General features: G+C 69.4%; 16 protein-coding genes and 2 pseudogenes. 7 read left to right on the top strand and 11 right to left on the bottom strand.

The window, feature by feature from the left end; genetic code table 11:
- Positions 1–397 precede the first annotated feature (397 nt).
- Positions 398–1,008: pseudogene (locus MVG78_RS20820) on the bottom strand (TetR/AcrR family transcriptional regulator).
- Positions 1,009–1,111: 103 nt separating this feature from the next.
- Here MVG78_RS20820 and MVG78_RS20815 point away from each other — a divergent pair.
- The gene (locus MVG78_RS20815; protein ID WP_247560675.1) at positions 1,112–1,699 is read left to right on the top strand and encodes a sugar O-acetyltransferase; all 588 of its coding nucleotides are present in this window, start codon (positions 1,112–1,114) and stop codon (positions 1,697–1,699) included.
- Positions 1,700–1,716: 17 nt separating this feature from the next.
- On the opposite strand, the gene MVG78_RS20810 is transcribed toward MVG78_RS20815, so the two are convergent.
- Genes MVG78_RS20810 through MVG78_RS20800 form a run of 3 tightly spaced genes read right to left on the bottom strand, consistent with a single transcriptional unit; the run spans position 1,717 to position 5,457 of the window.
- Positions 1,717–2,430 carry a response regulator gene (locus MVG78_RS20810; protein ID WP_247560673.1) on the bottom strand — a complete coding sequence of 238 codons (714 nt, stop codon included), beginning with the start codon at positions 2,428–2,430 and terminating at the stop codon, positions 1,717–1,719.
- On the bottom strand, positions 2,427–5,132 hold the full coding sequence (locus MVG78_RS20805) for a sensor histidine kinase (RefSeq protein ID WP_247560671.1): 2,706 nt from the start codon (positions 5,130–5,132) through the stop codon (positions 2,427–2,429). Before MVG78_RS20805 ends, MVG78_RS20810 begins: the two co-directional genes overlap by 4 nt.
- A gap of 37 nt (positions 5,133–5,169) precedes the next feature.
- Positions 5,170–5,457, bottom strand: a complete 288-nt coding sequence (locus MVG78_RS20800) for a hypothetical protein (RefSeq protein ID WP_247560669.1) — start codon at positions 5,455–5,457, stop codon at positions 5,170–5,172.
- Between the two features lie 329 nt (positions 5,458–5,786).
- On the opposite strand from MVG78_RS20800, the gene kdpF reads away from it, so the two are divergent.
- The 6 genes and pseudogenes from kdpF (at position 5,787) to MVG78_RS20775 (ending at position 11,655) form a co-directional block, all read left to right on the top strand.
- Complete coding sequence (gene kdpF, locus MVG78_RS22150; RefSeq protein ID WP_428480857.1) at positions 5,787–5,873, top strand: K(+)-transporting ATPase subunit F; 87 nt, start codon at positions 5,787–5,789, stop codon at positions 5,871–5,873.
- Positions 5,874–5,877: 4 nt separating this feature from the next.
- Positions 5,878–7,575 (top strand): potassium-transporting ATPase subunit KdpA, encoded by a 1,698-nt coding sequence (gene kdpA / locus MVG78_RS20795; protein ID WP_247560667.1) that lies wholly within the window; start codon positions 5,878–5,880, stop codon positions 7,573–7,575.
- 11 nt (positions 7,576–7,586) lie between these two features.
- Positions 7,587–9,646 (top strand): annotated as a pseudogene (kdpB, locus tag MVG78_RS20790) (potassium-transporting ATPase subunit KdpB).
- Between the two features lie 3 nt (positions 9,647–9,649).
- Positions 9,650–10,300 carry a potassium-transporting ATPase subunit KdpC gene (kdpC, locus tag MVG78_RS20785; protein WP_247560665.1) on the top strand — a complete coding sequence of 217 codons (651 nt, stop codon included), beginning with the start codon at positions 9,650–9,652 and terminating at the stop codon, positions 10,298–10,300.
- A gap of 66 nt (positions 10,301–10,366) precedes the next feature.
- Positions 10,367–11,320 (top strand): GntR family transcriptional regulator, encoded by a 954-nt coding sequence (locus MVG78_RS20780; protein ID WP_247560663.1) that lies wholly within the window; start codon positions 10,367–10,369, stop codon positions 11,318–11,320.
- Between the two features lie 167 nt (positions 11,321–11,487).
- Positions 11,488–11,655 (top strand): hypothetical protein, encoded by a 168-nt coding sequence (locus tag MVG78_RS20775; protein WP_247560661.1) that lies wholly within the window; start codon positions 11,488–11,490, stop codon positions 11,653–11,655.
- A 158-nt stretch (positions 11,656–11,813) separates the two neighbouring features.
- Here the strand turns inward: MVG78_RS20775 and MVG78_RS20770 are convergent, their stop codons facing one another.
- The 7 genes from MVG78_RS20770 to MVG78_RS20740 all read right to left on the bottom strand — a co-directional run bounded on the left by MVG78_RS20770 (position 11,814) and on the right by MVG78_RS20740 (position 18,453).
- Positions 11,814–12,236 carry a Rieske (2Fe-2S) protein gene (locus MVG78_RS20770; RefSeq protein ID WP_247560659.1) on the bottom strand — a complete coding sequence of 141 codons (423 nt, stop codon included), beginning with the start codon at positions 12,234–12,236 and terminating at the stop codon, positions 11,814–11,816.
- On the bottom strand, positions 12,233–13,339 hold the full coding sequence (locus tag MVG78_RS20765) for an amidohydrolase family protein (RefSeq protein ID WP_247560658.1): 1,107 nt from the start codon (positions 13,337–13,339) through the stop codon (positions 12,233–12,235). Before MVG78_RS20765 ends, MVG78_RS20770 begins: the two co-directional genes overlap by 4 nt.
- Positions 13,336–14,400, bottom strand: coding sequence for an amidohydrolase family protein (locus MVG78_RS20760; protein WP_247560656.1), 1,065 nt, complete (start codon positions 14,398–14,400; stop codon positions 13,336–13,338). The genes MVG78_RS20765 and MVG78_RS20760 overlap by 4 nt, the downstream gene beginning before the upstream one ends.
- Positions 14,397–15,659 carry an MGH1-like glycoside hydrolase domain-containing protein gene (locus tag MVG78_RS20755; RefSeq protein WP_247560654.1) on the bottom strand — a complete coding sequence of 421 codons (1,263 nt, stop codon included), beginning with the start codon at positions 15,657–15,659 and terminating at the stop codon, positions 14,397–14,399. The genes MVG78_RS20760 and MVG78_RS20755 overlap by 4 nt, the downstream gene beginning before the upstream one ends.
- Complete coding sequence (locus MVG78_RS20750) at positions 15,656–16,723, bottom strand: ABC transporter ATP-binding protein (RefSeq protein WP_247560653.1); 1,068 nt, start codon at positions 16,721–16,723, stop codon at positions 15,656–15,658. Before MVG78_RS20750 ends, MVG78_RS20755 begins: the two co-directional genes overlap by 4 nt.
- 63 nt (positions 16,724–16,786) lie before the next feature.
- The gene (locus MVG78_RS20745; protein WP_247560651.1) at positions 16,787–17,602 is read right to left on the bottom strand and encodes a carbohydrate ABC transporter permease; all 816 of its coding nucleotides are present in this window, start codon (positions 17,600–17,602) and stop codon (positions 16,787–16,789) included.
- Positions 17,599–18,453, bottom strand: a complete 855-nt coding sequence (locus MVG78_RS20740; protein ID WP_247560649.1) for a carbohydrate ABC transporter permease — start codon at positions 18,451–18,453, stop codon at positions 17,599–17,601. Before MVG78_RS20740 ends, MVG78_RS20745 begins: the two co-directional genes overlap by 4 nt.
- Positions 18,454–18,456 lie beyond the last annotated feature (3 nt).

Genomic DNA, 18,456 nt, shown 5'->3' with positions numbered 1-18,456 from the left:
GGCATTCGATATTCCGCGCAGGGCGATAACATCTGGTTCGGGCATGGCTGCCGATGCGCGTTCGGGCCATCGGTCCCGTGGGCAGGCCGGGGTTGCCCATGCCGGGACGATCAGGCGCGCCCTGCCCTTCTGCGCGTCATGTCCGGGCCAATGAACCTTCCCTGGCCAGCAGTTCTCCGGAGGCAGCAGGGTCCGGCACCCCCCGCCTTCACAACCCGGGCTTTTCTCCTGCATGCCGTTTCGGATTTTAGCGCTTTAAGATTTTAGGATTTTAAACTTTTATCTGGGGAGGTGTGCGGCTGGTTGCGGGATGAGTGTTGATTATATTCCTATAGCGTGAGTGGGGTTCGGGAAGCAAGAGGGTTCAGGAGGCCATGTCTCCGACCGCGCACGCTGTTTATTCCGCGTGACGTGGCGTTCCGGCTTCTGGTGGAAGACCATGATCCGCTGGAGCCCTCCGCGTCAGGCGCCGGATGATGGCCCGGATCTCCGCTGGCCCGGCCGGGGCGGGGTCGACCGATCGGTGGATCATGAGACCTTCGATCAGGGCATCCAGCGCCCGGGCCGTATCCTGATCGAAATGTCGCCGCAGGGCGTGCTGGCTCATGGCCATCCAGTCCCGCATCACGGAGCGGAGGGGGGATGGCGCGCGGCGAAGGCATAGAGCTCGTAGCTCAGGAGGAGATTGCGCTCGTTCGTCCCGGGGTCGCCGATGATGATGCCGAGGACGGCCTCCTCCGCCTCCTCCCGCGAGGAAGCGGCGCCGAGGCGTGCGGCGAAGAGCCGTGACGTTTCCTCGGCCAGGCGCGTGAACGCGGCCCGGAGCAGATCGTCCAGCCCGGCGAAATGGTAGGTCATGGAACCGAGCGGGACATTCGCCCTCGCCGCGACCCTGCGATGGGTGGTTCCCGCAACGCCGTGCTCGGCGATCACATCCAGGGCGGCGCTGACGATGCGGTCGCGTCGGTCCGGGTCGTGACGGCGGGTCCTGGCAGTCAATTCGCACATTCCGGTGACTGGCCCGGGCCTGATGGCCGGGCGGTCTTCCCCTTCTATATGTACGATTGTACGCATCGCAAGAGATTCCCGGGAAGCCAGGAAGAGGACGGCGATGCGCAGTGAACGTGAGAAGATGCTGGCCGGGGAGCTTTACGATGCCCTCGATCCCGGTCTGGTTGCGGACCGGTCCAGGGTCAGGGACCTCTGCCGGCAGCTCAACGCCTCCGGCGACGGCGAGGAGGAGCTGCGCCGGGCACTCTGCACGCAGATCTTCGGGAAGGGCGGTGACACGGTCTGGATGCAGCCGCCGTTCCATTGCGATTACGGCTCCAACATCGAACTCGGCGAGCGCGTGTTCTTCAATTTCAACTGCGTGGTCCTCGATGTCTGCCGGGTCCGCATCGGTGCCTATACGTTCTTCGGCCCGGCCGTTCAGATCCTGACGCCGCTGCACCCGATGGATGCGGCCCTCCGCCGGCAGCAGGAGTATGGCAAGCCGGTCGACATCGGATCGGATGTCTGGGTGGGCGGGGGAGCGCTCATCCTGCCGGGCGTGACCATCGGCTCAGGCACGGTGATCGGGGCGGGCAGCGTCGTCACGCGGGACATCCCGGATGGCGTGTTCGCCGCCGGCAACCCCTGCCGCGTCATCCGCAAGATCAGCGCCGATGAGCGTGCCTCCTGCGCCTCCGGGCCCTGACCATAGGCTCTTCGGGCCTATTCCGCGGGGCCGAGCCGGTAGCCGACACCGGGCTCCGTCCGGATCAGCGTGGCGGCTTCGCCGAGCTTCTGGCGCAGATGCCCGATATAGACGCGCAGATATTGCGGGCTCTCGGCATGGCCCGGCCCCCAGACCGCCGAAAGGAGCTGGCGCTGGGTCACCACGCGGCTGACCCCGGCTCTCGCCAGGGCGGCCAGGAGATCCCATTCGCGGGGCGTCAGCCTGAGTGCCACGCCGGCCACCGTTGCGGTCCTGGCGGCGAAGTCCATCTCGAGCTGGCCGATCCGGACGGTCGCCGAGGGCGCATCCTGCCCCGCCGCCGCGGCGGCACGCCGGAGCGCGGCCCGGAGGCGGGCGAGCAGTTCGGCGAGCGCGAAGGGTTTCTCGACGAAATCATCCGCGCCGGCGTCCAGGGCCGCCACCTTGGCCATTTCCCCGTCGCGGGCGGACAGCACGATGATGGGCGCGGTGCTGAAGGCGCGGAGCCTGGGGATCACCTCCTGTCCGTCCAGGTCCGGCAGGCCGAGGTCCAGCAGCACGGCGGAGGGCGATTGCGTGGCCGCCATATGGAGGCCGGCGGCGGCGTTTTCCGCCTGGATGGGGGCATAGCCGGAGGCCGCGAGGGCCGGCCCCAGGAAGCGATGGATCTGCGGTTCGTCGTCGATCACCAGGACACGGGGGGAGGACAGATCGGGCGGGGGATTGCTCATGCCGGAAACCGCAATGTGAGACGCGTGCCGTGCCCATCCTGGATGGGGCTCTCCGCCAGGATCTCTCCCCCCATGGCCTGGGTCAAACCGCGCGCGATGGCGAGGCCCAGGCCGCTGCCGGCCGCGATCCGGTCGGTGCGCGAGGCGCGGAAGAAGGGATCGAAGACCCGCGCGAGATCCTCGCGCGGGATGCCGGGGCCGTCATCCTCGATGGAGACCGACACATTGGCGCCGAGGCGTTGCGCGGCCACGGCGACGCGCCCCTTCGACCCCGAGAACTTCATCGCGTTGTCGAGCAGGTTGCCGAGGACCTGATCGAACAGGACCGGGTCCAGGGACGGTTCCGGCAGGCGTGGGCCGATGCGCCGTTCCACCCGGCGCCCCGTCGCATGTTCCGCCCGCGCCACCGCGGTTTCCAGGGCGGAAGGCAGGTCCACCGCTTCGCGCCGCAGGGAGACCTGTCCGCTTTCCAGCCGGACCATGTCGAGGATATTGGACGCGAAGCGGCCCAGGCGCTCCGTTTCCTCCTCGGCTGCCAGGATGAGGTCCGCCCGCGCGGCCGGGGACAGCGCCTCCCCCATCGTCCGCAGCGTTTCCAGCGATCCTCTGATGCTGGTCAGCGGCGTGCGGAGGTCGTGGCCGAGCGAGGTGAGCAGCGTCGTCCGCAGCGCATCCGCTTCCGCGCGCATGGCGCCCCGCGCCCGGTCCTCCATCAGTTCCGCCCGTTCCAGGGCGACGGCGGCCTGCTCGATCAGCGCGGTCAGTGTCCGGGACCGCTCGCTGTCGAGGGGTTCCGAACGATCCGCGAAGCGGATCCCCACCACGCCCGCGATGCCCTGGCCGTTGGGCAAGGGCTGGAACTGCCAGAGCGCCGCCGGCAGGGTATCCGTCCCCCAGCCTGTCGGCCTGCCCTTGGCATAGGCCCAGCGCGCGGCGGCCATGGAGGCGTCGTCGGGCTCGGCCGAGGAGGGTGCCGCCGCCCGGAGGATCAGGTCGGTATCGTCCGGCCTCCGCTCGCGCGGCAGGCCCAGCCCTGGCAGGTCCTCGCCCGAAAGCGGCATGAGGACGCAGCAGGAGCAGCCGGAAACCCGCTCGGCCTCCTCGGCGATCAGGGACAGGAGGGAGCCCCGGTCCATGGGGGCGCCGAGGCGGCGGCTGAACTCCACCAGGCGCCGGAGCCCGAAGACCCGGGCCTGGGCGATGCGGACGGTCTGCCCGAGCCGCCCCGCCGTGCCCGCGAGCAGCAGGGCCACCAGGCCGAAGACCACGGCCCCGACCACTTCCTGCGGGCCGTCGATGGTCAGGGTGTAGCGCGGTTCGATGAAGAGGAAGTTCCAGAGCAGGAAGGAGAGGATCGCGGTGGCGAAGCCGTGCAGGGGGCCGAACCCGACCGCGGCGGCCACGGTGGTGGCGAGGTAGACCATGCCGAGCGACCCCTCGGTCACCCGCCCGTCCAGGGCGAAGGCGATCCCTGTCGCGGCCGGGACGCAGACCGCCACGCCGGCCCAGCCGAGCCAGGCGGGGTAGCGGCGCCGTTCCGCGACGGGTTTCGGGCGCCCAGCCTCGCTGGGGCTGGGGACCATGTGCAGCGTGAAATCCGTGGCGCGCCGCATCAGGGCCGCCGCGAGCGTGCGCCCGGTCAGGCGCCGCCAGAAGGCCGGGCGGCCACGGCCGATGACGAGATGCGTGACGTTCCGCGCGTATGCCGCCTTCAGGACGGCGCGGGGCAGGTCGGTTTCGACCATCGTATCGGTTTCGGCCCCGAGTGACTCCGCGAGGCGCAGCGCCTGGGAAGGGTCGCCCCCGGCCTCGCCCGAGCGCTCGATGTGCAGGGCCACCAAGGGCGCCCGCAATGCGTCCGCGATGCGGCGGGCCTGCCGGACCACCGTCTCGGCCTCCGGCCCGGCGCCCACGAGGACCATGACCCTGTCGCCCGCGGGCCAGGGGCCGGCGATGGCATTGGCCTGCATGTAGCCGGTGACGTCGGCATCCACGCGCTCGGCCGTGCGGCGGAGCGCCATCTCGCGCAGGGCGGCGAGATTGCCCTCCCGGAAGAACCCTTTCAGGGCCCGCGCCGCCTGATCGGGGCGGTACACCTTGCCCTGCCGCATCCGCTCCAGCAGCTCGGCCGGCGGGATATCGATCAGCTCCACCGCATCCGCGCCGGCCAGCACATGGTCCGGGACCGTCTCGGCCACGCGCACGCCGGTGATGCGGGCCACGGTCTCCGACAGGCTTTCGAGGTGCTGGACATTCATGGCGGTCCAGACCTCGATACCGGCGGCGCGCAGTTCCTCCACGTCCTGCCAGCGCTTTGGGTGGCGGCTGCCGGGCGCGTTGCTGTGTGGCAGTTCGTCGAGCACCAGGATGGCGGGGTGGCGCGCGAGCGCGGCATCCAGGTCGAACTCGCTCAGCATCTGACCACGATGGGGAAGGTTGGCGCGCGGCAGGACTTCCAGCCCGGCGAGCTGGGCCGCCGTCTCCGCCCGGCCATGGGTTTCCACCAGGCCGACCACCACATCGGCGCCACCCAGGGCGCGCCGGCGGGCTTCCGTCAGCATTTCGTAGGTCTTGCCGACACCCGGCGCCGCGCCGAGGAAGACCTTCAGCCTGCCCCGGCTCTCCTGATGCACCAGGGCCAGCAGCGCATCGGGATCGGGTCTGGCGGGTTCGCCGCTTCCTGTCCCTGCATCTCTCATCATCTGGAATACGGGCCCGGGGGGATTGCCGTGCCGAGGATCACTCCTTCGAGCGTGCCAGCACAAGCAGTTCCCCGACGAAGCCGCCCAGGATGATGCCCGCCGCCACGCAAAGCCACAGGACGACCATGCGCGGCTGGGATGTCGCCGGTGTCCGCAGGCCCATGAACAGGGAGCCGACGAAGCTCCAGGCGAAGAGCATGCACAGGGTGGCCATCACCACCGCCCCCGCGCCGAGCCGGCGCAGAAGGTTCCGGCGGCGTCCGGCGAGGTCCTGGAGCGATTCTCCGCGGAGGCTCTCCAGCCGGTTCGAGATCATGGATGACATGGCGAACCTTCCTGACCCTTGGCCTCCCCATGCTTTGTGGCGAAGGGTGTAAAAGCACGATCATCCAATCATCCCGGGAGCATAAAAAATCCATAAAAACCGCTGGTTCTCCGGCGGTGTTCCATGGGTGTTTATGCGCTTTTTACGATCTCCGCCGAAATCTCGAATGGTGTCTTTACGTTCGTTTTTCCATTGACTTCGCCTGATGTCGGCTGCTCGCCGACCAGGGAAACCGGAACATGAACGACCTTCTCGTCCTTGCCCTCGGCCTCGGAATCTTCGCGGTGCTGGCGGCCTATGTATACGGTTGCGACCGGATCTGACGCGTCATGCTCGACCTGATCCTGGGCGGCGCCGTCTCGGCCGGGCTGCTGGTCTATCTGTTATGGGCGCTCCTGCGCCCCGAGGACCTTTGATTCCATGACACTCATCGGCTGGGCACAGATCGCGCTCGTCCTCGCCTGCATTGTCGCGGCCGCGGTGCCGCTCGGGCGCTATATGGTGGCCGTCGCGGATGGCCGTGTGACCTGGCTGCGGCCTGTGGAAGCGCTCTTCTACCGCGCCGGCGGCATCGACCCTGAGCGCGGCCAGGACTGGAAAGCCTATGCGCTGGCCATGCTGTCCGCCAACGCCGCGGGTTTCGTGCTGCTCTTCGCCATCCTGCGCCTGCAGGGCCTGTTGCCGCTGAACCCGCAGGGCTTCCCCGGCATGTCCACCTGGCTCGCCTTCAACACGGCGGTCAGCTTCGTGACGAACACGAACTGGCAAGCCTATTCGGGCGAGGCGGCCGCTTCCTACCTGTCGCAGATGGCAGGCCTCACGGTGCAGAACTTCCTCTCGGGCTCGACCGGTGTCGCGCTGGCGCTCGCCGTTTCCCGCGCCTTCGCACGCGGGGGCCTGCGCGAGCTCGGGAATTTCTGGGCCGACTTCATCCGTATCACCCTCTATGTCCTCCTGCCCCTGGCCATCGTGCTGGGCATGGCCTTCGTCGCGCTCGGCATGCCGCAGACCTTCTCGGATTACGTCACGGCGACGACGCTCGAAGGTGCGCAGCAGACCATCCCTCTCGGCCCGGTGGCGTTCCAGGTCGCCATCAAGCATCTCGGCACCAATGGCGGCGGCTTCTTCGGCGTGAACTCGGTGCATCCCTTCGAAGGGCCCGACGCGCTGGCCACCGCGTTGCAGATTTGGGCCCAGTCGGTCATTCCCTTCGCCCTCTGCCTGACCTTCGGGCGGATCGTGGGCGATATCCGCCAGGGCCGCGTGCTCCTGCTGGTGATGCTGGGCTTCGTGGTTGCCGCCACCGCCGCCATCTATGCGGCCGAGGCCGCGGGCAACCCCTTGCTGACCGCGCTGGGCGTCGATCCGGCCATGGGCAACATGGAGGGCAAGGACATCCGCTTCGGCATGCCGCTCGTCGCGCTTTTCAGCGCCACCACCACGGGTGTTTCCTGCGGCGCGGTGAACGCCATGTTCGACAGCTTCATGCCGCTGGGCGGGCTGATGCCCCTGTTCCTGATCCAACTGGGCGAGGTGCTGCCGGGCGGTGCCGGATCGGGGCTCTATGGCATCCTGGTCTTCGCCCTGCTCGCCGTCTTCGTGGCCGGCCTGATGGTCGGGCGCACGCCGGAATACCTGGGCAAGAAGGTACAGGCGCGCGAGATCAAGCTGGCGATGCTCGCCGTGCTGATCCTGCCCACGGTGATCCTGGGCTTCACCGCCTTGTCCGTGGTGCTGCCGGCGGCGACGTCCTCGATCGCGAATGCCGGGCCGCATGGGCTGACCGAGATGCTCTATGCGTACAGCTCGGCAACCGGCAACAACGGTTCCGCCTTCGGTGGCCTCGCCGCCGATACGCCCTGGCTGGACCTGACGCTCGGCATCGCCATGATGCTCGGCCGCTTCGCCTATGTGGTGCCGGTCATGGCCATCGCCGGCTCGCTGGCCGCCAAGCCGCGCGCGCCCGAAGGCGCGGGGACCTTCCCGACGCATGGCCTGCTCTTCGCGGGCCTCCTGGCCAGCGTGATCCTGATCCTGGGCGGCCTGCAGTTCCTCCCTTCCCTCACCCTCGGTCCGATCGCCGAGCACTTCACCCTGCTCGCCGGCAAGACCTTCTGAGGCGCATCCAGATGCTCGACACCACCACTGGCACGGGTGCATCCACGCGCCCCCAGCCGATCCTGCTCGACACGGCGCTGCTGCCCCGGGCGGTCGCGGATGCCTTCCGCAAGCTGAATCCCGCCACGCTGATCCGGAATCCCGTGATCTTCGTGACGGAGGTCGTCTCGATCCTGATCACGCTGCTGGCGGCCCGTGCCGCCTTCGTGGGAGAGCCATGGGCCTTCCAGGCGGGCATCGCGCTGTGGCTCTGGTTCACCGTGCTGTTCGCCACCTTCGCCGAGGCGGTGGCGGAAGGGCGGGGCGCGCCAGGGCGGAGAGCCTGCGCAGGGCACGCACCGAGACCCAGGCGAAGCTTCTCCTGAGGGCCGACGACCGCAACCTCTGGCAGCCCCGCCATGCGACGGAGCTGCGCGTGGGCGAGCTGGTCCTGGTCGAGGCGGGCGACCTGGTCCCCTCCGATGGCGAGGTCGTGCAGGGCATCGCCTCGGTGAACGAGGCCGCCGTGACCGGCGAGAGCGCGCCCGTGATCCGCGAGAGCGGCGGCGACCGTTCGGCGGTCACGGGCGGGACGCTGGTGGTTTCCGACTGGATCGTGGTGCGCATCACCGCGGCACCGGGTTCCACCTTCATCGACCGCATGATCTCGCTGGTCGAGGGTGCCTCGCGCCAGAAGACGCCGAACGAGATCGCGCTCGACATCCTGCTCGCCGGCATGACGATCATCTTCCTGATCGCCGTGGCCAGCGTGGTGGGGCTGGCGAGCTGGAACGGCGCCCCGCCCTCCGTGCCCGTGCTGGCCGCGCTGCTGGTCACGCTGATCCCGACCACCATCGGCGGGCTACTCTCGGCCATCGGCATCGCCGGCATGGACCGCCTCGTCCGCTTCAACGTCATGGCGACCAGCGGCCGCGCGGTGGAGGCGGCGGGCGATGTGGATGTGCTGCTGCTGGACAAGACGGGCACCATCACCCTGGGCAACCGGCAGGCCGCGGCCTTCCACCCCGCTCCGGGCGTGACCACGCAGGAGCTGGCCGAGGCGGCCATGCTGTCCTCCCTGGCCGATGAGACGCCGGAGGGCCGCTCGATCATCTCCTTCGCACGCGAGGCCCATGGCGTGGTGCCGCCTGCCCTGCCGGCGGAGGCGAAGGTGGTGCCCTTCACGGCCCAGACGCGGCTCTCCGGGCTCGATTTGCCGGATGGCAGCTATCGCAAGGGGGCCTCGGACAGCATCGTCCGGGCGCTCGATGCCCAGCCCCCCTCCGCGCTTCGCGAGGCGGTGGAGCGCATCGCGCGGCAGGGCGGCACGCCGCTGGTGGTGGCCAGGGACCGCCGCCTGCTGGGTGCGATCGAGCTGAAGGACATCGTGAAGCCCGGGATGCGGGAGCGCTTCGCCGCGCTGCGCAAGATGGGCATCCGCACGGTGATGGTGACCGGCGACAACCGCCTGACCGCCGCCGCCATCGCGGCCGAGGCCGGTGTGGACGACTTCATCGCCGAAGCCACGCCGGAGGATAAGCTCGGCTATATCCGCAAGGCCCAGGGGGAAGGACGCCTTGTCGCCATGGCGGGCGACGGCACCAACGATGCCCCCGCCCTGGCGCAGGCGGATGTCGGCCTCGCCATGCAGACCGGCACCCAGGCGGCGCGCGAGGCGGGCAACATGGTGGATCTGGACAGCGATCCGACCAAGCTGATCGAGGTGGTGGAGATCGGCAAGCAGCTTCTCATCACGCGGGGGGCGCTGACCACCTTCTCCATCTCGAACGACGTGGCGAAGTATTTCGCCATCCTGCCCGCGATCTTCATGACCCAGTATCCGGAGCTGCAGGCCCTGAACGTGATGCGGCTCGCGAGTCCGGAGAGCGCCATCCTGTCCGCCGTGATCTTCAATGCGCTGATCATCGTGGCGCTGGTGCCGCTGGCACTGCGCGGCGTGCGCTACAGGCCGGCGGGCGCCGCGACGCTGCTGCGCCGGAACCTGCTGATCTATGGCGTGGGCGGGATCGTCGCGCCTTTCGCCGGGATCAAGATCATCGACCTCTTCCTCCAGATGCTGGGGATCGCCTGAGCCATGTCTCCAATTCGCCCTGCCGTGACCGTGGTCGTCGGCTTCACCCTGCTGCTGGGCCTGGCCATGCCGGCCGTCATGACCGGCCTCGCCACCACCCTCCTGCCCGGTCCTGCCGGCGGGTCCCTGATCCAGCGCGACGGGCATGTCATCGGCTCGGCCCTGATCGGGCAGAACTTCACCGGGGACCGCTATTTCCATGGCCGTCCCTCGGCCACCACAGCGCCCGATCCGCAGGACAGCAGCCGGACGGTGGACGCGCCCTACAACGCCGCATCCTCGGCGGCGTCGCAGCGCGGACCGTCCAGCCAGGCGCTGATCGGCGCGGTGCGCGAGCGTGTCGCGGCGGCCGGCCCCGGGCCCGTGCCCGCGGATGCCGTCACGGCCTCCGGCTCCGGCCTCGACCCCGATATCAGCCCCGAGAACGCGGTGCGCCAGGTGGCGCGGGTCGCACAGGCGCGCGGCATGCCGGAGGATCAGGTCTGTGCCATCCTGGCCAGGAACACCACGGCGCCGGCGCTGGGCTTCCTCGGTGCGCCGCGCGTGAACGTGCTTCGCCTCAACCTCGCGCTCGATGCCGCGGCGGATCATGCTGGTGTGGTTCCAGGAAGCGGCTGTGCTGGACCGGGGCAGAGTGTCGCCCGGCAGGGCTGACCTCTCCTTGAAGGAGTGCGGGGCGGCCGATGTTAGAATAGGCCGATACCGTGCTATCCTTTCCCCATGCCCCGTCCGCCTGCCGCCGACCTGCATCGCGATCTCGCGCGCGCCATCGTCGATCACCTGCGTGCCTCGGGCGCGGAGGCCGGGATGCCGCTGAGCGAGAATGCCCTGGCGCAGGCGGTCGGCACCTCCCGCACGCCCTTGCGGGGGGCATTGCCGATCCTGCTGGAACTCGGAGTGCTGGAGCGGTCGGCCAATGGGCGGCTGCGCCTCCGGCGCCTGCCGGGGGCCGGAGAGGAGATCGGGGCGGCGGATGGCGAGGCCGGCGATGCGGAGGAATTCTATTGGCGCGTCGCCCGGGATCGCATCGGCGGTGCCCTTCCGGACCTGGTGGGAGAAGCCGAGCTGATGCGGCGTTACGGTGCGCCCCGTGGCATCGTGCACCGTGTGCTGCTGCAGATCATGGGCGAGGGCTGGATCGAGCGCGCGCCGGCGGGCAACTGGCGCTTCCTGGCGCTGATCGACGGGCCGGACAGCTATGACGAATCCTATCGCTTCCGCCGGGCCATCGAGCCGGCCGCCCTGCTCGACCCGGCCTTCTCGATGCCGCCTCTCGTGCTGGCGCGCCTGCGGCGCGAGCAGCAGGGCCTGCTGGAAGACCCCGCCTCGGCGAATCCCCGCGAGGTCTTCGAGTTGAATTCGGGATTCCACCTGGCGATCACGCAGGCCTCGAACAACCGCTTCTTCGCCGATGCCGGTTTACGGGTGACACGTCTTCGCCGGGTGGTCGGCTATGTCATCGCGCTGGATCAGGAACGGCTCGCCACCCAGTCGGCCGAGCATCTGGCGATCCTGGACCGGATCGAGGAGGGAGACCGGGAGGAAGCGGCGCGGCTGCTTCTGAGCCATCTCGATGCCGGACGCGCTTCCAAGGCGAAGCTGCTGGAGAATGTCCGGTTGCAGGTCTCCGGATTGATGACCCTTCCGAAACGGGGCACGGACAGGGCCGCCTGATCGCCGGTGACGGTGATACCGGGCCGAACCCTGCGCCTGCTTGACACGGGGGAGCGGCCTCAGCAGCCTGTGATGCGACATCGTGCCCCACAGCATCGGTTGTGCTGATACGGGTCTGAAACAAGAACGAAGGCCCGCAATGACGGGCCCATTCGGAGGAATCAGCCATGTTGAGGCGCCAGTTCCTGGGCGGCACGTCCGCTGCCGTCCTGGGTTCCTTCCACATGGTCGCGATGATTTCCTTCCAGCCGGGCGCGCGGCAACTGCTCTGGGATGTCAATGTGCAGGCGCTGCGGCCCTCGCGGCTGACTGGCTGGTGTCATTGCCCTGGCTGACGTCCTCTGCGTACTGATCTTCGTACGCCCGGTCTCCGCGGATGCAGGCGGCGAAGGGAGTGCCGTGGGGATCGCGGCGTCGCCGCGCCGGGCCTGAGGGCCACCTCGATGGAAGCGTCCTTGATCGGGTGCTTCCATCATCCTCCATGGTCAGATTCTCAGACCTCCACGTAGATCTGGCCCTCATCCGTCCTTCCAACAGGGATGGTGGTCGCGGGCGGCCTCTCAACCGTTCTGTCCCGGCCCGTGATCCCCGCGGGGTAGCTGCGCGTCTTTACCTTCTGCGGTTCGGCCCGGGATAGTCCGGTGCGGATGTCGAACTCCCAGCCATGCCAGGGGCAACGCAGGATCTCGCCCTCTCGCGTATAGCGCATCTGGCCCGGCTGTGCCGGATCGGCCTCGATGAGGCCCAGCGCGGTCCCGTGGCACAACTCGCCCCCTTGATGCGGGCAGCGGTTCAGCAGGCCGAAAAGATCGCCCCCCAGATTGAAGAGGATGATCTTCTTCCCCGCCGCCTCCACCAGCAGGCGCCCGCCCGGTGGCAATGCGCTGGCCGGGGCAACCACGTGACGGGCCATCATGCCACTCCGTAGAGCGCCCGCGCATTATCGAGGAACAAGGCGCTCCGGGCGGATGCCTCCAGCCGGACCGGCAGCGACCATTCCGGGTCGTCGAAGTCCCAGTGCGGGTAATCCGTGGCGAAGAGCAGCCGGTCGATGCCGATCCAGTCGATCACCTCGCTCAGGTGGCGGCGCTTTTCCGGCTCCTCCATCGGCTGGGTGGTCAGCCAGACATGCTCGCGGATGGTCTCCGAAGGCGCGCGGGTCAGGTGCGGCACTTCCTCCCGCAGCCGGGACCAGTGCTTGTCCAGCCGCCAGGCGAGGGCCGGGAGCCAGGCGAAGCCCGCTTCGATGAGCACCATGCGCAGGCGGGGGAAGCGTTCGAAGACGCCCTCGACCACCATGCTGGTCAGCAGCGCCTGGCAGCACTGGGCATGGCCGACCATTTCCTCGATGTAGAAGGAAGGCCAGCCGCCGCCCGTCACGGGATAGCCGCCATAGCCGAAGGCATGGACCCCGACCGGCAGCCCGGCCTCCTGCGCCGCGGCATAGACGGGCCAGTAGCGGCGCTGGCCCAGCGGCTCGGCGGTGCGGCTGAGCAGCAGGACCTGCACGAAATCCGGATGCCCGGCCCAGTGCGCGATCTCCGCCGCCGCGGCCTGCGCGTCCTCGTAGGGCACGACGACGGATGCCTTCAGGCGGCGGTCCTTCGAGGTCCATTCCGCCACCTGCCATTCGTTCAGGGCGCGGGAGAGGGCGGCGCTGAAATCCAGGTTCTGCGCCGCGCCGGCCGCCGGGGCGATCACGTTCAGCACGCCCAGCGCCACGTTGTTCGGGTCCAGATGCTGGGCCTGCATGAAGCCCAGGTCGCTGCCCGGCCGGCCGCCGGGCGGCCAGGAATCCCGCCGCGCCGCATCCGGCTGCCCCTTGGGATAGGCGGGGCCGGACTGGTAGCCATGGCGCGGCAGCATGCCGAAGGTGTCCATGTGCCGCCGCCAGCGTTCGGACAGGTAGGGCAGGATGTCCCGCGCCTGGGCGAAGCAGGGATGGATGTCGCAATCGGCAATGGCGGGCCTGCTGGCCGGGACGGCTCCCGCCGATGGGCCGCGGAGCTCGACATTCATGGGAAAGCTTCCTCCAGCCGGGGATAGGTGGCGCGCGGATTGTCGATCGCGATCCGGCGCAGCAGGGATTCCGGCAGGGCCGGCGGCAAGGCGTCGTCGCCGTCGAACTGCCAATGGGGATAGTCGGTGGAGAAGAGCAGCAGTTCCTCCGATCCCATCTGATCGACCACCCGCAACAGGTCCTCCGCGCGCGGCGGCCCGTCCACCGGCTGCAGGGTGAAGCGCACCTGGTCGCGGATGATCTCCGGTGGCGGGCGATCCACCCAGGGGATCTCCATGCGCAGCCCGCGCCAGTACTTGTGCAGCCGCCAGAGATAGCCGGGCAGCCAGGTGAAGCCGCTCTCGATCATCACCACGCGGAGATTCGGGAAGCGGCCGAAGACGCCCTCGCAGACCAGGGAGGTGAGCTGCGTCTGCATCCCCTGCGCCTGATTCACATAGTCCTCCGTGTGGTAGGAGGGCCAGCCGACCGGGGTGACGGGATGGCGGTAGGCGGAGCCGGCATGGATGCCGATGGGCAGGCCGTGCCGTTCGGCGGCGGCATAGATCGGCCAGTGCTGGCGCCTGCCCCAGGGCGCGTCGTGCATGGCGGGCAGCAGCACCTGCACGAAGCGGCGGTCGGCGGCGCAGCGCTCGATCTCCGCCACCGCCAGTTCCGGGTTCTGCACGGGCACGACGATGGAAGCGCGCAGGCGGGGATCGCGGTCCAGCCATTCCCGTGCCATCCAGCCGTTCACCGCGCGGGCGAAGGCGGCCGCCATGTCCTCGCTGAACAGGACCGTCACGCCGTAGAGGACATTGCAGATCGCGAGGCTGGTGCCGAAGCCGTCCAGCGCCTGGGCCTGGAGCTGCGCGAGGTCGGAGCCCGGCTTGCCGCTGGCCGGGCGCCAGTCGGGCCGTGCCGTCAGCGGGCTCTTCAGCGGATAGGCGATGGTGTCCAGCTCATGCACCCCACGCTCGGCCACCATGTCGCGCCAGAGCGGGTCGAGATAGGGCAGCAGCGCCTTGAGCGACGGCACGGCGGGGTGGATGTCGCAATCGACGGCGCCGGCAGGGATCATGATGCCATCCCCTCCTCCAGCAGCAGCCAGATGGCGGCGGTCCAGGAGAAGGTGCCGCCGCCGATGCCCTGGCCGGTGATCGGGTCGAAGTACTCGCTGAAGCCTTCCGCGGCGATCAGGTCGCGCGTGTCGCCGGCCACGCGTGCCGCCATCGCCGTCTCGCCGCAGCGGTGCAGGCCCTCGGCGATCATCCAGTTCACCACGGCCCAGACAGGGCCGCGCCAGTAGCGCAGCGGCTCGAAGAGCGGGTCGCCGGGATCGGTCGAGGGCACCAGGGCCTTGACCCTCCTGCCCCATTCCTCCAGCCGCGTCGCCAGCGCCGCCGCATGCCGTGCCTGCCCGGCGAAGAGCGGCAGGAAGCCGGCGGAGCCACGGAAGGGGATGGCCTCCCCGGAGATCAGGTCGCGTGGCAGGTAATGACCCCGCGCATCGTCCCAGAGATGTTCCAGCGCCGTTTCCATGCGGGCGATGCGCGTGGCGATCTCGGACGCCTCCTCCGGCGTGCCGAAGCGGCTGGCGAGATGCAGCAGATCCTTCTCCGCCCGCAGCAGGATCGCATTGGTGCCGACATCCGCGACGCGGAAGGGCGAGGCGGCGAGCATCCGGGCGGGGTTCCAGCCGGCATCGCGGAACACCTCCACCAGATGGATGAAGCGCTGGTAGTCGATGGCGCGTGGGCGGAAGGCGGGATCGACATGGCTGGTGTCCCGCCGCCGGATCGCCGTGCGTGTGCCGGTCGGCACGCGGTCCAGCGCCCTGTCCCAGGCCGGGCTGTTGTCCATCCCCGTTTCCCAGGGATGCAGCGTGGCCACCAGCCCGGTCCCGCCCGGGTCACGCGCGGCGGCCCACCAGCGGTGGCTGTCGCGCAGGCGGGGATAGATGGCGGCCATGCGCGCCTCGCCCTCCGCCGTTGCATCGGCCGCCAGCACCCGCCGCGCGGCGGTGGCGAGAACCGGTGGCTGGGTGATGCCGGAGGTCGGCGGGTCGCGCCGGATGCCCCAGACCCCGGGGCCGGGGAAGTAGTCGTCGGAGGGGGCGTGGAAGACGATCTGCGGGATCATCCCGTCCTCCCACTGGCCGCGCAGCAGGCACCCGATCTCCGACCAGGCGCGGGCCAGGTCGAAACTGGCGAAGCCCATCGCGACGAAGGCGGAATCCCAGTTCCATTGGAAAGGGTAGAGCCGGTCGGTCGGCACGGTGTAGCCGCCACGGTCGTTGTCGCGCAGGATCTGCCGCGCTGCCTCGCTCCGGTCCATCATGCTCCCTCCAGGGACTGGCCTGTCTGCGCATCCATCCAGTTCAGCCGTTCCGGATGCGGGCGCAGGTGCAGAACGCGGCCGGGGGAGAAATCCGCCCCCGGGCCATCGGCTTCATAGGGCACGACGACCCGCATCGGCTGTCCCGCCGCCTGCCCCGTCAGCAGCACATGCGAGCCGAGGGGTTCGGCCACCCGCAGCGTGAAGCCGAAGCCACGGCCCTCCGGCACGGGGGTCAGGTCCTCGGCGCGAAGGCCCAGCAGGACCTCCTCCGGCGCGGCCCGTGGTGCGGGGAGTGGCAGTTCCGCCAGCAGCGCCTGCCCATTCCGCACCGGCAGGCGCAGGAAGTTCATCGGCGGACTGCCGACGAAGCCGCCGACGAAGCGCGAGCGCGGGCGATGGTAGATGTCCGAGGGGCTGCCGATCTGCTCGATGCGCCCGGCCTGCATCACCGCGATCCGGTCGGCGAGGCCCATGGCCTCGGTCTGGTCATGGGTGACGTAGATCGTGGTCGTTCCCGCCTCCGCCAGCACGGATTTCAACTCGGCCCGCATTTCCAGGCGCAGCAGGGCGTCGAGGTTGGAGAGAGGCTCGTCCATCAGCAGCACCTCGGGCTCCACCGCCAGGGCCCGCGCCACCGCCACGCGCTGCCGCTGCCCGCCGGAAAGCTGGCCGGGATGGCGGGAGAGATAGGGTTCGATATGGAGCAGGGCCGCCGCGCGCTCGACCTGCCGCTGCACGCGCTCCTTCGGTGCCTTCGCCATCCGCAGGCCGAAGGCGACATTCTCGAAGACGGTCAGATGCGGGAACACCGCGTAGTTCTGGAAGACCATGGCGAGGCCCCGCCGCCTTGGTGGCAGGTCGGACACGTCGCGGCCGCCGATGCGGACGCGGCCGCCCGTCTGGCTTTCCAGCCCGGCGATGATCCGCAGCAGCGTGGTCTTGCCGCATCCCGAGGGCCCCAGCAGCGCCAGGAACTCGCCATCCCGCACCTGCAGCTCCACCGCCTGCAGGGCCTGGACGGCGCCGAAACTCTTGCGGATACCGTCGATCTCGATGGTCGCCATGGATACCCTATCGTGTCTCGCGCGGGCCGGGGCCCTGGCCGCGATGGGCGCCGGCCGCCACGCTCATCGGTTCCCGATGCCCCACATCGCGAAGAGGCGGCGGCGCACCAGGAAGATGAAGAGAATGGAGGGAATGATCAGGATCAGCCCGCCGGCGAACTGCACATGCAGCGGTGATTCCGACAGGACGGACAGGAGATAGGCCGTCAATGTCCGGTGCCGCACCGTCAGCACGGAGGCGGCGAAGACCTCGTTCCAGCTCAGCACGAAGGCGAAGATCGAGGCCGCGGCGATGCCCGGCAGGGCCAGGGGCAGGACCACCTTCACGAAGCCGGTGAGGCGTGAGCATCCGAAGACCCAGGAGGCTTCCTCCAGCTCGGCCGGGATGCCCTGGAACAGGCTGGCGCAGACCAGGGTGGCGAAGGGGGTCGCCAGCACCGCATGCAGCAGCGCCACGCCGAAGGGCGTGTCGTAGACCCCCAGGCGGATGAAGCCCACGGTCAGCGGCAGGGCCAGGATCGCCACCGGGAAGGCGCGGGTCATCAGGATCAGCACCCGGTAGGCCCCCGCGCCCCGGAACGGGAAGCGCGCCAGCGCATAGCCCGCCGGGACCCCGAACAGCAGCGCGATGAGCATGCAGAGCACCGCCGCCTGGATGCTGACCCAGGTGGCGGCCCAGACGCCGTCGATGGCCAGGAAGGCGCGCAGGGTTTCCAGCGAGACATCGCCGGCTCCGAGGCTCTTCGGCCAGCGGGAGACGAAATCCCGCCCGCCCAGCGCCCCGAGCGCCAGCAGGGCGATGGGGATCAGCGTCCAGGCGCAGAGGCCGGTCACCCCGCCCAGCAGCAGGAAACGCCGGAAAGGCCGCGCGGCGCTCACGAACGCTGCTCCGCCGGCACGCGCAGCAGGAGCAAATAGAGCACGGTGGCCGCCAGGGAGATCAGCATCACCAGCAGCGCATAGGCGGCCGCGACGCCGTAATCCTGGCTCCCATACTGCCAGTTGAAAGCCTCGCTCACCAGGACGGGGAAGTTCCTGCCGCCCAGGGCCAGGGCCATGGCGAACATCTCGAAGGCCAGGACGGTGCGCAGGATCAGCGCCGTCTGGATGGAAGGCTTGAGCAGCGGCAGCGTCACCTTGACGAAGCGGCGCCAGGGGGAGGCGCCGAAGACCTCCGCCGCCTCCTCGTATTCCTTGGGGAGGAGCTGCACTCCGGCCAGGAGGATGACGAAGACGATGGCGGTCGCCCGCCACAGCTCCGCCACCACGATGGCGGCGAACAGGGCCCAGGGCGTCTCATAGGTCAGCCAGCTTTGCGGCCCCTGCGTCAGGCCCAGGCGGAAGAGCAGGCTGTTGACCCAGCCGAGATCGGTCAGCAGCGCCAGCCAGACCAGGCCGGCGGCGAGATCGGAAATGCCGAGCGGGATGGACCAGACCCAGAGGATCAGGCCCCGCCCGCGCCGCACATGCCGCAGCATCATGGTCATGCCCAGCGCCAGGGCGAGCTGCAGCGGCACCACCAGCAGCACCACGGAGAAGGTGTTGCGGACCGCATCGGTGAAGTTGATGTCGTCCACCATGCGGTGGACGTTCTCCATCGACCAGCCTCCGCCGGACTGGAAGGCCAGCACCGCCGTCTGGAACAGCGGCAGCAGGAAGAGCGCCCCCAGGAAGAGCACCGAGGGCGCGATCAGCAGATAGGGCAGGGCGGCGTTCCGGCGGGCGGCCAAGGC

Source organism: Roseomonas gilardii subsp. gilardii (assembly GCF_023078375.1).
Lineage (GTDB): Bacteria > Pseudomonadota > Alphaproteobacteria > Acetobacterales > Acetobacteraceae > Roseomonas > Roseomonas gilardii.
This window is presented reverse-complemented; position numbering and strand designations above follow the sequence as displayed.